Source organism: Tahibacter sp. (assembly GCF_035481375.1).
In the GTDB taxonomy this organism is placed as follows: domain Bacteria; phylum Pseudomonadota; class Gammaproteobacteria; order Xanthomonadales; family Rhodanobacteraceae; genus Tahibacter.
The window spans coordinates 1-18,635 of the sequence record NZ_DATIGT010000027.1 but is presented as its reverse complement, the minus strand read 5'-3'; the positions used below and the strand labels follow the sequence as shown (position 1 = coordinate 18,635).

The following is an 18,635-nucleotide window of genomic DNA, read 5'->3' as shown; positions in this document are numbered from 1 at the left end:
CGGCCGCGGCCGCGGCCCGCATCGAGGCGCCGCGCCTGCCGCCGGCGCAGATCCTCGGCATCGGCGTGCGCGGCGAGGTCGCGCTCGATCATCTGAAGCTCGTTTCGCTCGGCCTGCAGTGCTGGAGCGACGACACGGCCGACGGCGCGCGCGTGCTGTTTGCCGATCCGGACACGCTCGCCGTCACTGTGCTCGAGCGCAGCTGGCCGCGCGACGGCGCGACGGCACCGACACCCGTGCTGCAGCGGCGCGTCGCCGGACAGTCGCTGCGACAGCTGGCCGCCGCACAGGTCGTCACGCGCGGCGCGAAGCGGCGCGCGAACGGTGTCGTCGATATCGCCTCGCCCGCGCGCCAGACCAGCGTGCTGCCGCTGTCGCCGACCGCGTGGGACGGACTCGCCGCGCCGCTGCGCCAGCCCGGCGGCGCGGCGCTCGCGCGCCATCTGCGCGAGTCGGTGCCGGATTTCGTGCAGCCGCGTCAGGCGATCGCGCACGTACACGTGCTGCCCGTGGCCGAAGTCGGCCCCTGGGGCTGGGATGCGGCCGCGCAGACGCTGCGCGCACAGTTGCGCTGTGGCGAAGCGGCGTCCGAACGTGCAGACGATTGGATCGAGGTGATGCTGCCGCACGAACCGGCGGCACCGGGGACGATCGACGCGTTCGGCGCGCTGCTCGCCGACGGCGACGATCCGCCGCGCCTCGTGGCCGGGCCCGTGCGGCTGCATGCGGGCACGGTGCGGATGCAGCCGCTCGCCGTGCTGACGGCGCGGCGAGCGGTGGTGTTGCAGGCATCCGCCGCGACCGCGCAGACCCTGCCGCCCTGGAGCGGGGCGGGCGGGTCCGACGGTCTCGTGCGCGCGCTCGATGCGCTCGTCGAAGACCTCGCGCTCTGGGCACGGCAGGGGCTGCGGCATCAGCCGGCTTCGGCGATGGCTCGCGTGGCCGCGCACGCCGAATCGCTCGAACGTCGCGGGCTCGTGCGGACCGCCGCGTTACTGCGCGAGGTTTCCGGCGGCTGGCGGGACAGCGGCGAGGGCTTCGTCGCGCCGCTGACGGCGCTCGTGCTGGTGTTGCGCGGCTTGCTCGGTGGCGAAGCGCCGGCCTGACCGCTGAACGGCGGCCATGCCATATGCCGCTCCACCGTGACTACCGGCCCTTTTCAATCAATCGCTTAATCGCGAATCTGGGTCTGCGGGACCGTCCGCTCATGAGAGTTCACCACGGCTTAACCCTTTTCCTGTACTTGGTGGTACACTAATGACCGTTCGCGCGAAGCTCCCCCTCGGGAACTCCCGTGGTTCTTAGCACTCCATACAGGCGAGTGCTAACCTGTGATCAGTATTGGAGGTTTCAAGCCATGACCGAAGCGCTTGCCCTTGTCAGCAACAACCTGCCGATTCCTAGCGCGCTGGGCAGCCTCGAGGCTTATATCAGTGCCACGCATCGCGTACCGATGCTGACCCAGGACGAGGAACAGCAGCTGGCCGAGAGCCTGCGCCGCGACAACGATCTCGACGCGGCCAAGCGCCTGGTGCTGTCCCACCTGCGTTTCGTGGTTCACGTCGCCCGCGGCTATCAGGGCTACGGCCTGCCGCTCGGCGATCTCGTACAGGAAGGTAATATCGGTCTCATGAAGGCGGTCAAGCGTTTCGACCCGACCCTGGGCGTGCGCCTGGTTTCCTTCGCGGTCCACTGGATCCGCGCCGAGATGCACGAGTTCATCCTGCGCAACTGGCGCATCGTCAAGGTCGCGACGACCAAGGCGCAGCGCAAGCTGTTCTTCAATCTGCGCAAGTCGAAGAAGCGCCTGGGCTGGCTCAGCCACGACGAGGCGCAGACCGTCGCGAAGGAACTCGGCGTGCCGCTGGCGACCGTGCTCGAAATGGAATCGCGCCTGTCGGGCCGCGACGTCGGCTTCGACGCGCCGAGCGACAACGACGACGACGCGCCCCCGGCTCCGGTGGCCTACCTCGTCGACCATCGCGCCGATCCGTACGAGTCGCTGGCCAACGACGATCAGGAAGAAAACCAGCTCGAGTCGCTGCGCGAAGGCATGGCCCGACTCGATCAGCGTTCGCGCGACATCATCACGCGCCGCTGGCTCAAGGACGGCGAGAAGGCGACGCTGCAGGAACTGGCGGATGAGTACGGCGTTTCGGCCGAACGCATCCGCCAGATCGAAGCCAATGCGATGAAGAAGATGCGCGCGCTGTTCGTCGCGTAATCCGACCCACCCGCTCGCGGTAAGACGACGGCCCTGAAAGGGGCCGTCGTCGTTTGCGGCTTCAGGCCGGCGGTTTGGCGTCGCTGCGGTCCGAACCCACGATGATTCGCGCGTGGCGCTGATAGGTCCAGTACGACCAGCTCCAGTTGATCAGCACGATGAGCCGGCTCCTGAATCCGATCAGGAACAGGATGTGGATCAGCAGCCAGAACCACCAGGCGACGAGCCCTGACAATCGCACGCGGCCGAGATCGGCCACGGCGGCCATGCGGCCGATCGTCGCGAGCGAGCCCACGTCGTGATAGCGGAACGGCGCGGCCGGCCGGCCCGCAAGCCGTGCGAGGATCGCCTTCGCCGCATGCGTGCCCATCTGCTTGGCCGCAGGTGCGACGCCGGGCACGGGCTTGCCGTCCTGATGGCGGCTCGCGAGGTCGCCGACGACGAAGATTTCCGGATGGCCCGGCACGCTGAGATCGTCTTCGACGAGCACGCGGCCGGCGCGGTCGAGCGGCACCCCGAGGCTGCGGCCCAGCGGCGAGGCAGCCACGCCGGCCGCCCAGAGCACGGTGCGCGCGGCGATGCGTTCGTCGCCGAGCGCGATGCCGTCGGCATCGACCGCGCTCACCGCGCGGCCCGTATGCACTTCGACGCCGAGCCGGCGCAGCTGCGCGGCCGCTTTTTCCGACAGCGATTCCGGCAATGCCGACAGCACGCGCGGCCCGGCTTCGACGAGCAGGACGCGCGCGGCGGCCGGATCGACGCGACGGAACTCGCGGCGCAGCGTGTGACGGGCGATTTCGGCGAGCGTGCCGGCGAGTTCCACGCCGGTCGGGCCGCCGCCGATCACGACGAAATTGAGCCAGGCCGCGCGGCGCGCCGGATCGGTTTCGGCCTCGGCGCGTTCGAACGCGGTCAGCACGCGGCGGCGGATCAGCAGCGCGTCGTCGAGCGTCTTGAGTCCCGGTGCGTGCGCCGCCCAGTGGTCGTTGCCGAAATACGCATGCCGCGCGCCGCTTGCGACGATGAGGTAGTCGTAGGCGATCTCGCTGCCGTCGGCGCAGCGCAGCCGCCGCGCATCGCGGTCGATCGATTCGACGTCGCCGAGCAGCACCGTCGCGTTGCGCTGGCGCCGCAGGATGTGGCGCAGCGGCGCGGCGATGTCCGGCATCGACAGGCCCGCGGTCGCGACCTGATACAGCAGCGGCTGGAACAGGTGGTGGTTGACGCGGTCGACGAGGGTTACGCGGACCCGGCTGCGCGCGAGCGCGCGGGCGGCCCACAGCCCGCCGAATCCTCCTCCGACAATGACCACATACGGTTCTTTTTCACTTTGCATGATCTGCTCACGGATGGCCTTCAATAAAGGTCGGTGGGGTCCACGTCGAGGGACCACCGGACGCGCCGCGCCGAGGGCAGCTGGCGCCAGAGTTCCATCCAGGCCGGCAATGCCGCCTGGAGCTTGCTGCGATCCGTTGCGGACAGCGTCATCTGGCTGCGCGCGAATCCGGCGCGCAGCGGCATCGGCGCAGGAATCGGGTTGTGCAGATCGACGCCGTCGACCTGACCCGCGGCGGCATGGCAGGCGGCGAGAAATTCCTGCGTGGCGAGCGGATCTTTCGCTTCCGCGCGCAGCAGCGCGAGATGCGCGTACGGCGGCCAGTCGGCGGCGCGGCGCTCTTCGAGCAGATTCTGCGCGAGCGCGCGATAGCCGCCGCACAGCAAGACGCCGAGCAGCGCGTTGTCCGGTTGATGGGTCTGCAGCAGCACGGTGCCGGGTTTCGCTGCGCGACCCGCGCGGCCGGCCACCTGCACGATGAGCTGGCCGAGCCGCTCGCTCGCGCGGAAGTCGATGCTGTGCAGTCCTTCGTCGACGCCGAGTATCACGACGAGCGTGAGGTTCGGCAGATCGTGTCCTTTCGCGAGCATCTGCGTGCCGACATAGATGCCGGGCTGATGCGGCCCGAGCCGGTCGAGCAGCGCTTCCAGCGCGCCGCGCCGACGTGTCGTCTCGCGATCGATGCGCACGATCGGCGTTTCGGGAAACAGGTCCGACAGCGCTTCTTCGAGTCGCTCGGTGCCTTGTCCCTGCGGCATCAGCTGGGCGCTGCCGCAGTCGCCGCACTGAACCGGCACGCGGCGTTCCGCCTCGCAGTGATGGCAGACGAGCCGGCCGCGCTGCCGGTGCAGCGTCATCGGTTTCGCGCAGCGCTCGCAGTCGGCGTGCCAGCCGCAGTCGTGACAGAGCAGCACCGGCGCGTAGCCGCGGCGATTGCGGAAGATCAGCGCCTGTTCGCCGCGCGCGAGCGTGTCGCGCACGGCGCTCAGCAGTTCGGGGCCGAGACCGTGATCGAGCCGCGTGCGGCGCGCGTCGACGATGCGCAGCTGCGGCGGCCGCGCGCTGCCGGCGCGCTGCGGGAGTTCGACGCGTTCGTAACGGCCGGCGGCGACGTTCGCCAGGCTTTCCAGCGATGGCGTCGCCGAACCGAGCACGACCGGGACGCCGAGCGCGCGTGCACGCACCAGCGCGAGATCGCGCGCGCTGTAGCGGAACCCGTCCTGCTGCTTGTACGAGGCGTCGTGTTCCTCGTCGACCGCGATCAGGCCGAGCTTCGGCATCGGCGCGAAGATCGCCGAGCGCGTGCCGAGAATCACCGCGGCCTGTCCGCGTGCGGCGGCGAGCCACGCGCGCGTGCGCTCCGCTTCGGCGAGTCCCGAATGCAGTGCATGCACGCGATGGCCGAAGCGATCGCGGAAGCGCCGCAGCGTCTGCGGCGTCAGGCCGATCTCCGGCACCAGCATCAGCGCCTGGCGCCCCTGCGCGAGCACCTGGTCGATGAGGCCGAGATAGACCTCGGTCTTGCCGCTGCCGGTCACGCCCTCGAGCAGCCAGGGCTGGAAGCGATCGAGCGACGCGGCGACGCGCGTGACTGCTTCGCTTTGCGCCGCGTTGAGCGGAGGCGGCGCGACCGGCGCGGCGGCGACATCGGCGCTCGCGGCGACCGCGACGGTCTCGACGAGGCCGCGCTGGCGCAGCGCCGATGCGCTGTCGCGCCAGCGCGGCAGCGCGAGGTCGAGCGCCGCGTAGGTCAGCGGCCCGGCGGCGAGGCGCTCGAACAGTTCTCGGATGCGCGTGCCGCGGCGCAGCGTGTCGGCGCTGGTCCCGCGTCCGTCGGCGCTGAGCGCGAGCGCGCGATAGCCTTCGAGCGGCAGCGGCTTGGGCTGGCGCATGCCGACCGGCAGCGCGGTTTCGAGCACCGCGCCGAGCGGGTGCTGGTAGTAGCGCGACGCCCATTGCAGCGTCGCGAGCAGTTCCTGCGTCAGCAGCGGTTCGGCGTCGAGCACCGCGCCGATCGGTTTGAGCTTGCTGCGCGGCACCTCGCTGTCCGCGGCGCTGCCGACGACGACGCCGACCTGCCGACCTGGACCGAACGGCACGACGACGCGGCAGCCCGGCGCGGGCATCGTGCCGCGCGGTGCAAGGTAGTCGAACAGCTGCGGTAGCGGCACCGGAACGGCGACGCGCAGGATCTCGGGCATTGCGGCGGACGCTTCGCGATACAGGGGCTGTGCGATCGGACCCAGAGCGTAGCTGGGGCCGGAAAAACTAGAAACAACGCGACTAGAAACGAACCGGCGTGCCGAATCCGCGCGCCCGGGCACGTTGCACCAGCCACTGCGCCGCCGCGAGATCCTGCACGATGCTGCCGAGCGATTTGTACAGCGTGATGTCGCAGGCGTCGCGACGCCCTTCGATGCGTCCGGCCAGGACCTCGCCGATCTCGCCGAGCACGTGCGCGTCGCCGACCAGTCCGGCCTGTTTCGCGCGCAGGAATTCCGCGCCCTGGCGCAGCACGGATTCGCGGTGGTCGGCGAAGAACCGCGCGCGCAGCACTACCGCGTGATCGACCTCGACCGGACCTGCGCGACCCGAGCCGACGAGGTTCACATGCATGCCGGGTTCCAGCCGGCGGCCGAACAGGATCGGTTCCTGCGCGGCGGTCAGGCAGCAGACGATGTCGGCGCCGGCGACGGCGGTGTCGACGTCGGCGCAGACGCGCAGTCGCACGCCGCTCGCGGCATGGCGTTCCGCGAACGCTTCGGCGCGTTCGCGCGAACGGCCCCAGACGCGCACCTCGGCGATCGTCCGCACGCGCGCGATCGCGTCGAGATGCGTCGCCGCCTGTTCGCCATAGCCGAGCAGTGCGAGTACCTGCGCGTCGCGCCGCGCGAGCGCGTCGGTCGCGAGCGCCGATGCGGCGGCCGTGCGGATGGCGGTGACCGCGCTCGCGTCGACCAGCGCGACCGGCGCCCCGCTGTCGCGATCGAACAGCACGATCGCGCCCTGGTGCGACGGCAGCCCGCGATCGAAGTTGCGCGGGAACACGCTGATGAGCTTCGCGCCGAAGCTGCCGTCGGCAAGCGCCCCGGGCATCAGGCCGAACGCGTCGCCGTCGTCGAGATCGAGGATGCCGCGCAGCGGCTGCCGCGCGCGGCCGTCCGACAGCGCGATCATCGCGTCGCGCAGCAGCGCGATGCAGTCGCCCGCATCGAGTTCGGCGCGGACCTGTGCCGCGTCGATGACGCGCAGGGTCATGCGACCGCCCGCGCCGCTGCCATCACCGCGCCGCGGCGGCGCAGCCAGCGCACGAGCAGTCCGGCGTTCGCGATCATGATCACGCCGTAGATCGTCGGCGTGATCGCGAGCGACATGGATTTGAGCACCGACAGCGACAGGAACGTGGCCATCGTCGCGTTGTGGATGCCGACCTCGATCGCGACCGTCAGGCTGTCGTTGCGATCGAGCCGCAGCAGCCACGCGATGCCGAGGCCGATCGCCATGCTCGTCGCGTTGAGCACATAGGCCGCCGGACCGGCGCGCAGCAGGTTGTCGATGACGAGCCCGATGCTCGCGAGCACCGCGAACGCGATGACCGCGACCAGCACGATCAGCGACGCGGGCCGCAGCCAGACGGTCATGCGCGCGGCCGCCCCGGGCCAGAGCCAGCGCACGAGCATGCCGGTCAGGATCGGCGCGAGCGTCATCTGCGCGAGCTGCAGCATGGTCTTCGGCACCGACAGCGGCGGCACTTCGCCGCCGCCGAAGTAGTGGCCCAGCGCCCAGTTCAGCAGCGGCGGAATCGTGAATACGGTGATGAGGCTCGACAAGGTCGTCAGCACGACCGCGAGCGCGACGTTGGCCTTGGCCGCGTAGGTGATCGCGTTGGACGTGATGCCGCCCGGACAGATCGCGAGGATGAACAGGCCGGTCGCCATCGCCGGCGGCAGCCGGAACGCCCAGGCGACCAGCACGGCGAGCGGCGGCAGCAGCACGAGCTGGCCGAGCAGGCCGCCCGACACCGCGCGCGGATTGCGCGCGACCTCGGCGAAATCGCGCGGCTTCAGCGACAGGCCCATGCTCAGCATGATCGCGACAAGCCCGATCGGCACGACGACGCGGTTGATCAGCGCGATGAATTCCTCGGACATGAGCTGCTCCGCATTTCGTTACTGCCAGACCGCCTTCGCATAGCGCAGGAAGTTGCCGCCGAGGATCTTCTCGATGCGCGCCGTGCCGTGACCGCGCTTCTCCAGCCGCACGGCGAGTTCCAGATACTGGTTGGCGCCGCGCAGGTCGACCGCGAACGGCAAGGTCTGCGGACCTTCGCCGGGTGCGGCGACACCGGCCTTGCGGCGTTCCTCGTTCACCCGCGCGAGCACGGCACGATAGGCGTCGAGGTCGTCGATCTGCGTCGTCGTGCCGTCGCTGCCGAAACCGACGGCATCCTCGCCGCAGACCTTGACCGCGTGTTCGATGTGGGCGACGACATCGTCGGCGGTCACCGCACCGTTGGGATTGAGGAACGGCATGAAATAGATGCCGACGAAGCCGCCCTTGCCGGCGACGAGCTTGAGTTCCTCGTCGGTCTTGTTGCGCGGCAGGTCGACCAGCGCGCGGCAGCCGGTGTGGTTGATCGACACCGGCTGTTTGGAGGCGCGTGCGGCGTCGAGGCAGGTCTTCTCGCCGCTGTGCGACAGATCGACCATGAGGCGGCAGTCGTTGAGCCGCGCGACGACCTCGCGCCCGAACGGCGTGAGGCCGCGGTTGTCCTTGGCCATCGCGCCGTCGCCGACGGCGTTGGCCGGGTTGTAGGTCAGCTGGATTACGCGCACGCCGAGGTCGGCGAACACGTCGATACGCTGCAGGTCGTCCCCGATCATGCTCGTGTTCTGGAACCCGTAGATCAGCCCGACCTTGCGCTCGCGCCGCGCGCGTTCGATATCGGCGGCCTGCAGCACCTTGACGAACAGGTCGGGATAGTCCTGCAGCAGCCGTTCGTACTGCGCGATCTCCGAGACCGTCCGCGCATACGGATCGCCCGGCCCGGCGACGTGGCCGATGGTGCAGTTGACCGCAGTCAGCCCCGAGGCGCGCAGGTCGGCGCGTTCGCGCTCATCGATGCGCAGGCGTTTGCGCTGGCTCTCGCCGAGTCCGGACGGATCGTCGTCGTCTTCCCGCACGTTCGGATTGCCGATGCCGCCGAGCGCATTGACGATCAGGCTGTTGCGCCAGCGGGCATAGGGATCCTCGGCGGCGCGCAGCGTCGGGGCGAACCAGACGCCGCTCGCGACGGCCGCGGCCAGGCCCAGGAAGCGACGGCGATCGAAGTCGGCGGCGGAGGCGGGCATGGAGGTCTTCCGGCGGGGCGAAGCGACGATCATCTCCGAGCGTACGGTGGGACGCCAGTCCGGCCCGGCGGGCGATTCGGCCAGCTCTGCCAACGGTCCCGAGCGCTCCGGCAACATTCTTGGGCGTTTTGTCAGCATTGGCGTGCAGTTGGCTGTTTTGAAAAGGATTTGCTGTTTATCCACAAGGCCTGTGGATAAGCTTGTGGAAGACCGCCCGGCAGTCGCGTGCAAAGGCCGTAAATACGGGCTTCCTCCGGCCTTGGCGATTCTTTAATCAGTTTGCAATACTCATTGCAAATCAACGAGTTAAATTGTCTTAAAAGGGTCATATGTGGCCTTTTGCAGGATTGCGACGGGCTGCCGCGGCCGCCGTCCGGGGCTGTGCACAACGCTTGACAGGACGGTTGCGTTCGCTCTCCCGCGTCGTTGCTGGGTTTGCCCGCTGTCAACCGACCTTCCGGCCGCGCGTTGGAGCCTCCCGACGCTGCGGATACATCCGTGCGGCTCCGTCGGCGAGCTTCTCAACGGCGCCGCGGCAACCATCCTGCGAGTGCTCGACCGCCTGAAAACCGACCCGCACCTACAATGACTGCTCACCCGTCGACGGAACTGGACTGGATGCCACTGGACGAGGCGCATGCCGCAACCGCGAAGACCCGCCTCGATGCGTTCCTGCGCAGCGTCGAGCGGCGCGCGCTGCGCATCGCGGAACTTTCGGTCGGGCATCGCGACGAGGCCATGGATCTGGTCCAGGAAACCATGCTCGCGTTCGTGCGCAACTACGCGGCCAAGCCGGAGGCGGAGTGGCCGCCGCTGTTCTACCGCGTGCTCGACAGCCGCGTGACCGACTGGCACCGGCGCAGTCAGGTTCGCGGGCGCTGGCTGGCCGCGCTGTGGCCGGCGCGCAACGACGAGGACGAGGAAGATCCGATCGCGACCGTGGCCGACACCATGGAAGCCGGGCCGCTCGCGCGGCTCATGACCGATGATGCCGGTGTCGCGCTCGACGCGGCATTGCGCGATCTTCCGCTGCGGCAGCGCCAGGCGTTCCTGCTGCGGATCTGGGAAGGACTCGACGTGGCCGACACGGCCACCGCCATGCGCTGCGGCGAGGGCAGCGTCAAGACGCATCTGTGGCGCGCGCTCAATGCGCTGCGCTCGGCCCTGGAGGCGCACCGATGAAACCCGACTGGACCGATCAGGCACGCGCGCTGCTCGATGCGTCGGCGCAGGAGCTGGACGCGGCGACGCTGTCGCGGCTCAACCGTGCGCGGCAGCGCGCACTGGACGCGGCCGCGGCGCGCGCGGCGGCGCACTGGCCGCGGCGGCTCGCGATCGCGGTCTCGCTGTTGCTCGCGTTGGCGATCTGGTGGCCCGACGCGACGCAGAATCCGGCCGTCTCCGGCGCGTCGACGCTGTCGCCCGAAGATGCTGAACTGCTCGCCGACGGCGAACTCGAAATGACCGACGACCTGGAGTTCTATGCATGGCTCGACGCCGACGGCGAACACAATGGCTGAGCGCCGTGCTGCTCGGCTTCGCCGCGACCGCGGCCGCCGGCGCACCGCCGGTTGCGCCGGTGCCGAAGGCCGCCGCGCGGACGCCGGCACCGAAGGACGTCGCGCCGGAGCCCGCGCCCGATGCGGAGCTGCTGCTATATCTCAGCGAGTTCGAGGACGCGCAGGGCAGCTTCGTCGATCCGGCCGAACTGCCGGCGGCCGAACTGCCGCCCGTGGAGGACGATGACGATGCGCCGTGACGTTGCCTTGCTCCGCGTCGTTTGCTGCCTGCTGCTGTCGCTGTTCGCGCTGGCCGCCGCCGCGCAGACGGCCGGCGCGCCGCCGGCACCGATTCCGTATGCGAGTCTCAGCGCGGCCGAACGCGAGCAACTGCAGCCGTTCGCGTCGGAGTGGGACAAGCTGCCGCCCGAACGTCAGGCGAAGCTGCGTCGTGCCGCCGCGCGCTGGGCGGCGATGCCGCCCGAGCAGCGCGCGCAGATGCAGGACCGCTTCCGCCGCTGGCAGGCGCTGACGCCCGAGGAACGCCGCGTGCTGCGCGAGCGCTTCCAGAAATTCCGCGCGATGCCGCCCGAACAGCAGGCGCGCGTCATGCGCGGCCTCGAACGATTCCGTCATCTGCCGCCCGAGGAACGCGCGCGCCTGCGCGACGAGTTCAAGCGCATGAGCCCGGCCGAACGCCGCGCGTTCCTGCAGGGCGCCGCGAGCGAGCGTCGCGCGCTCGCGCGTCAGCGCTGGCTGCAGACGCTGCCCGAGGCCGAGCGCGAGCCGATTCGCGCGATGTTTGACACCCTCACGCCGCCGCAGCGCAAGGCGTTCCGCCGGCTGCTGCTCGCGACGCCGGAAGCCGAACGCGCCGCCGTGCGGCAGTCGTTCCTGCGCATGACGCCGGAACAGCGCGCCGCACGCCTGCAGGCGCCTGCGCCGGCCGATTGAGTTCAGTCGATTCGAATACAGCTGATCTGAATTGAGTCGATTCGAGTTCAGCCGATCTCGCGCAGCACGCGGCGGCTCGCGCCGAAGCGTCCGCCGAACCGGCCTTCGCCGTCGGCGCGCATCGCGGCCGCGTGGTTCGCGAAGTACGCATCGAGCGCGGCCTGGTCGCGCAGGCGATAGGCGATCACGAACGTGCGGCGCGGCGCGTCGTCGGCGAGATCGACCCGTTCGTGCACGCGCGCCTCGACGAAGCCGTCGAAATCCAGCATCTGCGCGACATGGTCGCGCAGCCAGTCGAGATACGCGGCGGCGGCGTCGCGGTCGACCTCGATGCTGACCTCATAGACGATCATGCGACGACCAGCGAGATCACCATCGCCGCGGCGATCGCGAGGCCGATCAGCACGCTGTAGCAGTAGCCGATCACCGAATACTTCAGCAGCGTCATGAACCAGTTCTGGCGATAGACGCGCTTCTGCATCAGCAGCAGATAGATCGGCATCCAGGCTGTCGCGGCAATCATCAGCCAGCCGAGCGGCATCGCCGCCGCGGGAATCGCAAGGCGTGCGAGGCCGAGCAGCGAGATCACGAGCATGCTCAGCGACAGGAATGCGTGGCTGTGGATCGCGACGATCAGATGCTCCATGTAGTAGCGCCGCTTGAAGATGAAGAAGATCTTCAGCATCACGGCGAACAGCGGCATCAGCACGAACAGGGTCTGCGGCAGCACGCCGAAGAAAGCGGCAATGATGCGCTTGGGATTTTTAGGAATGTCCTTGGCATTCGCGATCGCCGTGACGACCATGTCGGTGAGTTTCGCGTTGACCGCATCGGGCAGCCACGAGATCTTCACCGGATCCTTCTTCGGATCCCATTCCTTGCCATTGAAGGACAGCGGCTTCTTGTCGTCATCGGTGAAGACGATCGGCGGTATGTCCGTGTCGGGATCCGGCGCCGCCGGCGGCTGCGGTACCGCGATCTTCCCGGCCTCGGACGGCAGCGGCGGAATCGGCGGCACGATGCCCTTGGCCTTGGCGTCCTCGATCGCTTTCAGCGCATCGATGCGCTGCTGCGCCGCCTTGCGGATTTCCTCGCGCGCGGCTTCGATCTCGCGGCGCGCTTCGGCCGGCAGCGCGGCGTTCTTCAGCGCCGCGTCGAGGCCGGCCATCGCCACGTCGCGCTGCGCCGACACGTCGTCGGTCGTCGTGGCTTTCTGGATCAGCGCGACCGCTTCGCCGCCCATGCGCGCGCCGCTGCCGATGGTCTCGCTGAGACCCATCTGGTCGCTGTAGATCGACGTGACGAGGAACGCGATGATGGTCAGGAAGAAAAACAGGCGGAACGGCGTCACGTAGCGCACGCGCCGGCCGATGAAGTATTCCGTCGTCAGGAATCCGGGTTTGAAATACAGCGGGCCGAGTGTGCGCAGCACGCGCGAATCGATGTTGAACACCGTGTCGACGACGTCGGCGGTCAGCCCCGACAGCGGGCGGATCATGCCCTTGACCGGCTGGCCGCATTGATGGCAATGCGGACCATGCAGTTCCGCGCCGCAGTTGGCGCAGGCGCCGTGCGGGGTCGGCGCAGGCGTCAGCGGCTGCGGATCCGGCGGGTCGGAAGGTGCGGAGTCATTCATCGGTGCAAAGCGGGCTGGAGGGCGACGCCGAAGTATGGCCGATCGCCACCGCTCCTGCGTGGTCTGTGGAGTTGCTCAAGTCTCGCCTCGGCCCGCTCTCCGGTTACCCATTCCCGATTCCCTATTCCCGAGGCGCGGCCGCCGAGCGGCCGCGCTGCTAGACTGCATGACTGCCACACGCTTCTTTCCTCCCGATGCCTACGATCGACCGCCAGCGCCTCCGGCGCGAATGCGCCGACACCGTGCGGCTGGCCCTGCCGCTCGTCGCCGGCCAGCTCAGCGGCGTCGGCATGACCGTCATCGACACGATGCTCGCCGGGCATCTCGATGCGCACACGCTCGGCGCCGTGTCGGTCGGCGCGAATTTCTGGGTGCTCGCCTACGTCGCAGGACTCGGCGTGATGATGGCGCTGTCGCCGTCGGTCGCTCAGCTCGCCGGCGCGCAGCGTCATGCCGACGTCGGCCCGCTGTTTCGTCAGGCGCTCTGGCTCGCCGCCGGCATGGGCCTCGTGCTGTTTTTCGCGGTGCGGCTCTGCGCGCCGTATTTCCTCGACTGGATCGGCGTCGACGCGTCCCTGCGCGCCGACGCGCAGGGTTTCGTGCGCGCGATTTCCTGGGGTGCTCCGGCGCTCTGCGGCTATTTCGCGCTGCGCGGCGCGAGCGAAGGCTTCGGGCTGACGCGGCCGACCATGTATTTCGGTCTGCTCGGTCTGGCGCTGCTCGCGCCGATCGGTTTTGCGCTGATGTACGGGAAATTCGGCATCACGCCGCAGGGGGCGCCGGGCTGCGGCGCGGCGACGGCGCTCGTGATCTGGCTGCAGTTCTTCAGCCTGCTCGCCTGGCTGTACTGGCGGCCCGAATACCGTCGCCTGCAGCTGTTCGCGCGCTGGGACAGGCCCGATCCGAGGACCATTGGCCAACTGCTGCGCATCGGCGTGCCGATGGGCATCAGCGTGTTCATGGAAGCGAGCCTGTTCGCGGTCGTCGCACTCGTGCTCGCCGGCTTCGGCGAGACCACGGCGTCGAGCCACCAGATCGCGCTGAACGCATCCGCCGTCTGCTTCATGGTGCCGCTGGGCCTCGCGCTGGCGATCACCGTGCGCGTGGGCAACGCGGTCGGCCGCGGCGACGAGCGCGGCGTGCGCTACGCCGGCTATGCCGGGATCGCGCTCTGCGTCGCGACGCAGTTCGTTTCCGCAGGCGCGATGCTGCTGGCGCCGCGCGCCATCGCATCGTTGTATACGAGCGACGCCGCGGTCATCGCGCTCGCCGCGCAACTGCTCGTGCTCGCCGGCCTGTTCCAGTTTTCCGACGGCATCCAGGTCGCCTCCAACGGCGCGCTGCGCGGGCTCAAGGACACGCGCGTGCCGATGTTCGTCACCGTGCTCGCGTACTGGGGCGTCGGCATGCCGGTCGGCTGGTTTCTCGCGTTCCGCGCCGGCTTCGGCGCGCGCGGCATGTGGATGGGCCTGATTGCGGGGCTGTCGGTCGCGGCCGTATTGCTGTTCCTGCGGTTCCGCCGCCAGGCCGCGCGCGGGCGCTGGCAGGGCGCGACACTCGCGGTCGCTCAATCCGTCGCCAATCCGGGCCACAATAGCCACTGAGCGGTGCCGTTCCGGCGCCGCAGCTCAATCCGCAAGCTGGAGTAAAGCAATGACGGAGCGTAAGCCCGGCGCGCTGCGCCGGTTCTTCGGCGCCATCTGGGACGCGATCAATTTCACGCGCCGGCTCGTGCTGAACCTGATCTTCCTGTTCATCCTGCTCATCGTGCTGCTCGCGCTGTCGGCGAAGGCGCCGGTCATCGAGCCGCGCACCGCGCTGGTGCTCGATCTCAAGGGCGAGCTCGTCGAGCAGTACCGCACCGACGCCGGCTCGCGCGCGCTCGAGCGCATGCTCGGCAACAAGAGCAACGAGATCCAGCTGCGCGACGTGCTCGAGGTCATCAGGCGCGCCGGCAACGACACGAACATCGAACGCATCGTGCTGATCGTCGACGAACTGCGCGGCGCGGGAATGGCCTCGCTGACCGAGATCGGCGCCGCGCTCGAACGCTTCCGCGCAACCGGAAAGGAAGTCATCGCGGTGTCCGACGGCATGACGCAGATGCCGTATTTCCTCGCCACGCACGCCGACCAGATCCTGCTGCATCCCGACGGCGCCGTGCTGCTGAACGGCTTCGCGAGCTATCGCGGCTACTACAAGGATCTGCTCGACAAGCTCGCCGTGCAGGTGCACCTTTTCCGCGTCGGCGAGTTCAAGTCGGCGGCGGAACCCTACATTCTCAATCGCGCGTCGAGCGAAGCGCGCGAAGCCGACCGCTTCTGGCTCGACGGTCTCTGGCAGACCTGGCTCGGCGACGTCGGCGGCCGCCGCAAGCTCGAACCGAAAGCGATCCAGAACGGCATCGAGATCCTGCCCGAAGCGATCGAGGACGCGCAGGGCGATCTCGCGAAGATCGCGCTGACCTCGCAGCTCGTCGACCAGCTCGCGACGCGCGACCAGGCGCGCGAGATCCTCATCGCCAAGGGCGTGGCCGACAAGGAGAAACACACCTTCCGCCAGGTGCACTGGAGCGACTACCAGGCACTCGCGCGCAGCGCGGCGCTGCCGGATCTGCGCGCGTCGGTCGCCGTGGTCGTTGCCGAAGGCGAGATCGTCGGCGGCGAGCAGAGCCCGGGCACGGTCGGCGGCGAATCGACGGCGCAGCTGCTGCGCGAGGCGCGCGAGGACGACAACGTCAAGGCGGTCGTGCTGCGCGTGAATTCGCCGGGTGGCGAAGTGTTCGCGTCCGAGCAGATCCGCCGCGAAGTCGAGCTCATCAAGCAGGCCGGAAAACCCGTGATCGCGTCGATGGGCGACGTCGCCGCGTCGGGCGGCTACTGGATCTCGATGGACGCCGACGAGATCTTCGCGCAGCCCGCGACGATCACCGGCTCGATCGGCATCTTCGGTCTGTTCGTCAGCATTCCCGAGACGCTCGAAAAGATCGGCGTGCACACCGACGGCGTCGGCACGACACCGCTGGCCGGCGCGCTCGATCCGCGGCTGCCGCTCGATCCGTCGGTCGCGAAGGTCATCCAGTCCGTCATCGACAAGGGCTATCGCGACTTCATCGGCCGCGTCGCCGCGGCACGCGGCAAGGAGCCGACGGACATCGACCAGGTCGCACGCGGTCGCGTCTGGAGCGGCCGGCAGGCGCTCGAACGCGGGCTCGTCGACAAGCTCGGCGGACTCGACGCCGCGGTGGCCGCCGCGGCCGAACGCGCCAAGCTCGGAACCGAGTTCCAGACGCGCTACATCGAAAAGACGCCGGGCGCATTCGAGCAGTTCCTGCTCAACATGAGCGACAACGCGAGCGCCCGCGCGCTCGCGAAGATCGAATGGCTGCGCCCGGAAACGAGCCTGCTGCGCGACGCCGATCTGCAGCGCCCGCTTCGTCTCCTGCGTACCGTGCAGGACGGCAAGCCGAACGTGTTCGCCTACTGCTTCTGCGAGATCCGGTAGTTCGGAACTGGCGATTGGCGGGCAGGAACCAGCGGCGTGCGCGCCCGAGTTCCTGCTTGCTCGCTTCGTGTTTTCTGCGTTCCGGCTCCCGCGGCCATGTTCGCATCGCCGCGCAGCGGCGTTCCATTCCGCTGCAGGGGGCCTGCAGTGGAGGAAACATGCGCATTTCCACTTTCGTTGCGCGGGCCGTCGCCGTGGCCGCGCTCGTCCTGTGTGCCGGAGCCGCAGTCGCACAGACGCCGCCGATCTACCTCTATCAGTCGCCGGGAATGGCTCCCGGCGCAGCGGGCGACTGGTCCGGATCGGCCGTGTCGCATGACGGCGGCTGGCTGGCGGTCGGCGCACCGGGCTACGACGACGGCGACATGATCGACTCGGGCCGCGTCGGCATTTTCCGCTGGCTCGCGGGCAAATGGCGGCTCATCCGCTGGCTGCAGCTCAGCACGCTGACCGGCGAGTCGGCGCTGGTCAGCGCGCGCTTCGGCGCCGCGGTCTCGGTATCGGGCGACCGCGTGCTGATCGGCTGCCCGAATTGCCGCGACGGCCGCGCCAAGGCCTATCTCGTCGACCTCGACGAAACCACGCAGCCGCCGACATTTTATAAATTGTATCCCGCCATCATCAGCGAGCCCGACTTCGCCTTCGGCATCGGCTCGGCCGTCGCGCTCAACGGCAGCATCGTCGCGATCGGCGCGCCGCGCGGACGCAGTTCGTCGGGCGGCGTGGAGCGCGGCTCGGTCGCGACCGGCCGCTTCGACGGTACGACGGTGATCTGGGAAGACGTGCTGTTCGGGCCCGAGTCGCCCGACGGCTCGCGTTTCGGCCGTTCGCTCGCGCTCGCCTCGACAGCATCGGGCACGCCGCTCGGCGGGAACTACTCGCTGCTGATCGGTGCGCCCGCCTACAACACCGGCAGCGGCGTCGCAGGCAGCGCCTATCTGTATCAGCGCAGCCATTTCGTACCGGGCTGGGACTTCCGGCAGCAGTTCGAGAACGCGACACCCGGGGCGACCGATGCGATGGCGACGAGCGTCGCGCTCGATCGCGCGTCGACCGAGGTCGACGGCTATGTCGTGCTCGGCGCTCCGGGCCGCAGCGTCGACGGCACGCCGGGCGGCGGCGTGTTCGTCTATCGGCGCGCGGTCGGCGAGAGCACGTATACGTTCGAGAAACTGGTCCAGCATCCCGACGCGGAATCGGGCGACCGCTTCGGCATCGCCGTCGGCATCGACGGCACGCGGCTCGTCGTCGGTGCGGACGGACGCGCGCAGAACGCGGCGACCGACGAGGGGCGCGGCTATGTGTTCGAGCGCTTCGTGTTGCTGGGCAACGCCGGCTGGCCCTGGCGTCAGGACCTCAATTTCCCGGGCGCCGGCAACGTCGGCATCGGCCGCGCGCTGACCATGTCCCGGAAAATGGTCGTGCTCGGCGCGCCGTACCTCGCGCTCGACGGCTCCGGCGTCGTCACCGTCTACATCTGCGACGCGATCTTTGTGCACGGCTTCGACGGCGCTGCGGCAACGCGGTCGTGCGCGCTGCCGTGAACGACAGCGAAACACGCGTCGGCGACGCCTGTTCGCATTGCGGCGGAAGGCGCGTTTCTTCCGCTGCAGGGGGGCCTGCCTGGGAGGAGACATGCGAATGTTCGTATCCGCTGCGCGCGCGCTCGCCGCGACCGCGCTCGTGTCCGGTGCGGTGACGGCAACCGCGCAAAGCCTGCCGATCTATGAATATCTGTCGCCGACGCTCGCTGCGCCGAGCCTGGCCTACGAGGCGGGCACCAGCGTCTCGCGCGACGGCGAATGGCTGGCCGTCGGCATGCCGGGCTATGACGACGGCGGTTCGACGAATTCGGGTCTCGTCGCGATCTTTCGCTGGGGCAACGGCGAGTGGCGTTCGCTGCAGTGGCTCAGGCTCGCCGTGCTGACCGGCGAGACGCCGCAGACCAACGCACGATTCGGCACGTCCGTGTCGGTGTCGGGCAATCGCGTGCTGATCGGCTGCCCGGGTTGCAGCGACGGCCGCTCCAAGGCCTACCTCGTCGACTTGCAGGAACCGACGCTGCCGGCGACGTTCTACAAGCTCTATCCCGCGATCATCAGCGCGGCCGACGAAGAACTCGGCATCGGCT

The 18,635-nt window shown here is 69.2% G+C and carries 18 protein-coding genes; 11 read left to right on the top strand and 7 right to left on the bottom strand.

The window, feature by feature from the left end; translation table 11 throughout:
• Both VLF18_RS01845 and rpoH read left to right on the top strand, forming a co-directional pair.
• On the top strand, positions 1-1,106 hold a 1,106-nt coding region (locus VLF18_RS01845), incomplete at its 5' end, for a hypothetical protein (protein WP_325277912.1).
• A gap of 251 nt (positions 1,107-1,357) precedes the next feature.
• A complete protein-coding gene (rpoH, locus tag VLF18_RS01840) occupies positions 1,358-2,224 on the top strand; it encodes an RNA polymerase sigma factor RpoH (protein ID WP_325277911.1) in 867 nt (288 codons plus the stop codon).
• A 61-nt stretch (positions 2,225-2,285) separates the two neighbouring features.
• Here rpoH and VLF18_RS01835 read toward each other — a convergent pair whose 3' ends face one another.
• The 5 genes from VLF18_RS01835 to VLF18_RS01815 all read right to left on the bottom strand — a co-directional run bounded on the left by VLF18_RS01835 (position 2,286) and on the right by VLF18_RS01815 (position 8,911).
• Positions 2,286-3,560: an NAD(P)/FAD-dependent oxidoreductase gene (locus VLF18_RS01835; protein ID WP_325277910.1), complete on the bottom strand. Its 1,275-nt coding sequence runs from the start codon at positions 3,558-3,560 to the stop codon at positions 2,286-2,288.
• Between the two features lie 20 nt (positions 3,561-3,580).
• Entirely contained in the window at positions 3,581-5,761 is a 2,181-nt protein-coding gene (locus VLF18_RS01830; RefSeq protein WP_325277909.1) for a primosomal protein N', read from the bottom strand.
• Positions 5,762-5,843: 82 nt separating this feature from the next.
• Positions 5,844-6,818, bottom strand: a complete 975-nt coding sequence (locus VLF18_RS01825) for an ornithine cyclodeaminase family protein (protein WP_325277908.1) — start codon at positions 6,816-6,818, stop codon at positions 5,844-5,846.
• On the bottom strand, positions 6,815-7,711 hold the full coding sequence (locus VLF18_RS01820) for a bile acid:sodium symporter family protein (protein WP_325277907.1): 897 nt from the start codon (positions 7,709-7,711) through the stop codon (positions 6,815-6,817). The genes VLF18_RS01825 and VLF18_RS01820 overlap by 4 nt, the downstream gene beginning before the upstream one ends.
• Positions 7,712-7,729: 18 nt before the next feature.
• A complete protein-coding gene (locus VLF18_RS01815; protein ID WP_325277906.1) occupies positions 7,730-8,911 on the bottom strand; it encodes a dipeptidase in 1,182 nt (393 codons plus the stop codon).
• On the opposite strand from VLF18_RS01815, the gene VLF18_RS01810 reads away from it, so the two are divergent.
• The 5 genes from VLF18_RS01810 to VLF18_RS01790 all read left to right on the top strand — a co-directional run bounded on the left by VLF18_RS01810 (position 8,910) and on the right by VLF18_RS01790 (position 11,364).
• Complete coding sequence (locus VLF18_RS01810) at positions 8,910-9,185, top strand: hypothetical protein (protein ID WP_325277905.1); 276 nt, start codon at positions 8,910-8,912, stop codon at positions 9,183-9,185. The genes VLF18_RS01815 and VLF18_RS01810 overlap by 2 nt on opposite strands.
• 344 nt (positions 9,186-9,529) lie before the next feature.
• Positions 9,530-10,093, top strand: a complete 564-nt coding sequence (locus VLF18_RS01805) for an RNA polymerase sigma factor (protein ID WP_325277904.1) — start codon at positions 9,530-9,532, stop codon at positions 10,091-10,093.
• Positions 10,090-10,431 carry a hypothetical protein gene (locus VLF18_RS01800; RefSeq protein WP_325277903.1) on the top strand — a complete coding sequence of 114 codons (342 nt, stop codon included), beginning with the start codon at positions 10,090-10,092 and terminating at the stop codon, positions 10,429-10,431. Before VLF18_RS01805 ends, VLF18_RS01800 begins: the two co-directional genes overlap by 4 nt.
• Positions 10,398-10,670, top strand: coding sequence for a hypothetical protein (locus VLF18_RS01795; protein WP_325277902.1), 273 nt, complete (start codon positions 10,398-10,400; stop codon positions 10,668-10,670). The genes VLF18_RS01800 and VLF18_RS01795 overlap by 34 nt, the downstream gene beginning before the upstream one ends.
• A 7-nt stretch (positions 10,671-10,677) precedes the next feature.
• Positions 10,678-11,364 (top strand): DUF3106 domain-containing protein, encoded by a 687-nt coding sequence (locus tag VLF18_RS01790; RefSeq protein WP_325277901.1) that lies wholly within the window; start codon positions 10,678-10,680, stop codon positions 11,362-11,364.
• A 47-nt stretch (positions 11,365-11,411) separates the two neighbouring features.
• Here VLF18_RS01790 and VLF18_RS01785 read toward each other — a convergent pair whose 3' ends face one another.
• Positions 11,412-11,717: a DUF4286 family protein gene (locus VLF18_RS01785; protein ID WP_325277900.1), complete on the bottom strand. Its 306-nt coding sequence runs from the start codon at positions 11,715-11,717 to the stop codon at positions 11,412-11,414.
• Positions 11,714-13,000 (bottom strand): DUF3667 domain-containing protein, encoded by a 1,287-nt coding sequence (locus tag VLF18_RS01780; protein WP_325277899.1) that lies wholly within the window; start codon positions 12,998-13,000, stop codon positions 11,714-11,716. The genes VLF18_RS01785 and VLF18_RS01780 overlap by 4 nt, the downstream gene beginning before the upstream one ends.
• A gap of 194 nt (positions 13,001-13,194) precedes the next feature.
• On the opposite strand from VLF18_RS01780, the gene VLF18_RS01775 reads away from it, so the two are divergent.
• The 4 genes from VLF18_RS01775 to VLF18_RS01760 form a co-directional block, all read left to right on the top strand.
• Positions 13,195-14,604, top strand: coding sequence for an MATE family efflux transporter (locus VLF18_RS01775; RefSeq protein WP_325277898.1), 1,410 nt, complete (start codon positions 13,195-13,197; stop codon positions 14,602-14,604).
• A gap of 49 nt (positions 14,605-14,653) precedes the next feature.
• Positions 14,654-16,504 (top strand): signal peptide peptidase SppA, encoded by a 1,851-nt coding sequence (sppA, locus tag VLF18_RS01770; protein WP_325277897.1) that lies wholly within the window; start codon positions 14,654-14,656, stop codon positions 16,502-16,504.
• Between the two features lie 158 nt (positions 16,505-16,662).
• On the top strand, positions 16,663-18,048 hold the full coding sequence (locus VLF18_RS01765; RefSeq protein ID WP_325277896.1) for a hypothetical protein: 1,386 nt from the start codon (positions 16,663-16,665) through the stop codon (positions 18,046-18,048).
• Positions 18,049-18,145: 97 nt separating this feature from the next.
• Positions 18,146-18,635 (top strand): hypothetical protein (locus tag VLF18_RS01760; RefSeq protein WP_325277895.1); only part of this gene is annotated, 490 nt, incomplete at its 3' end.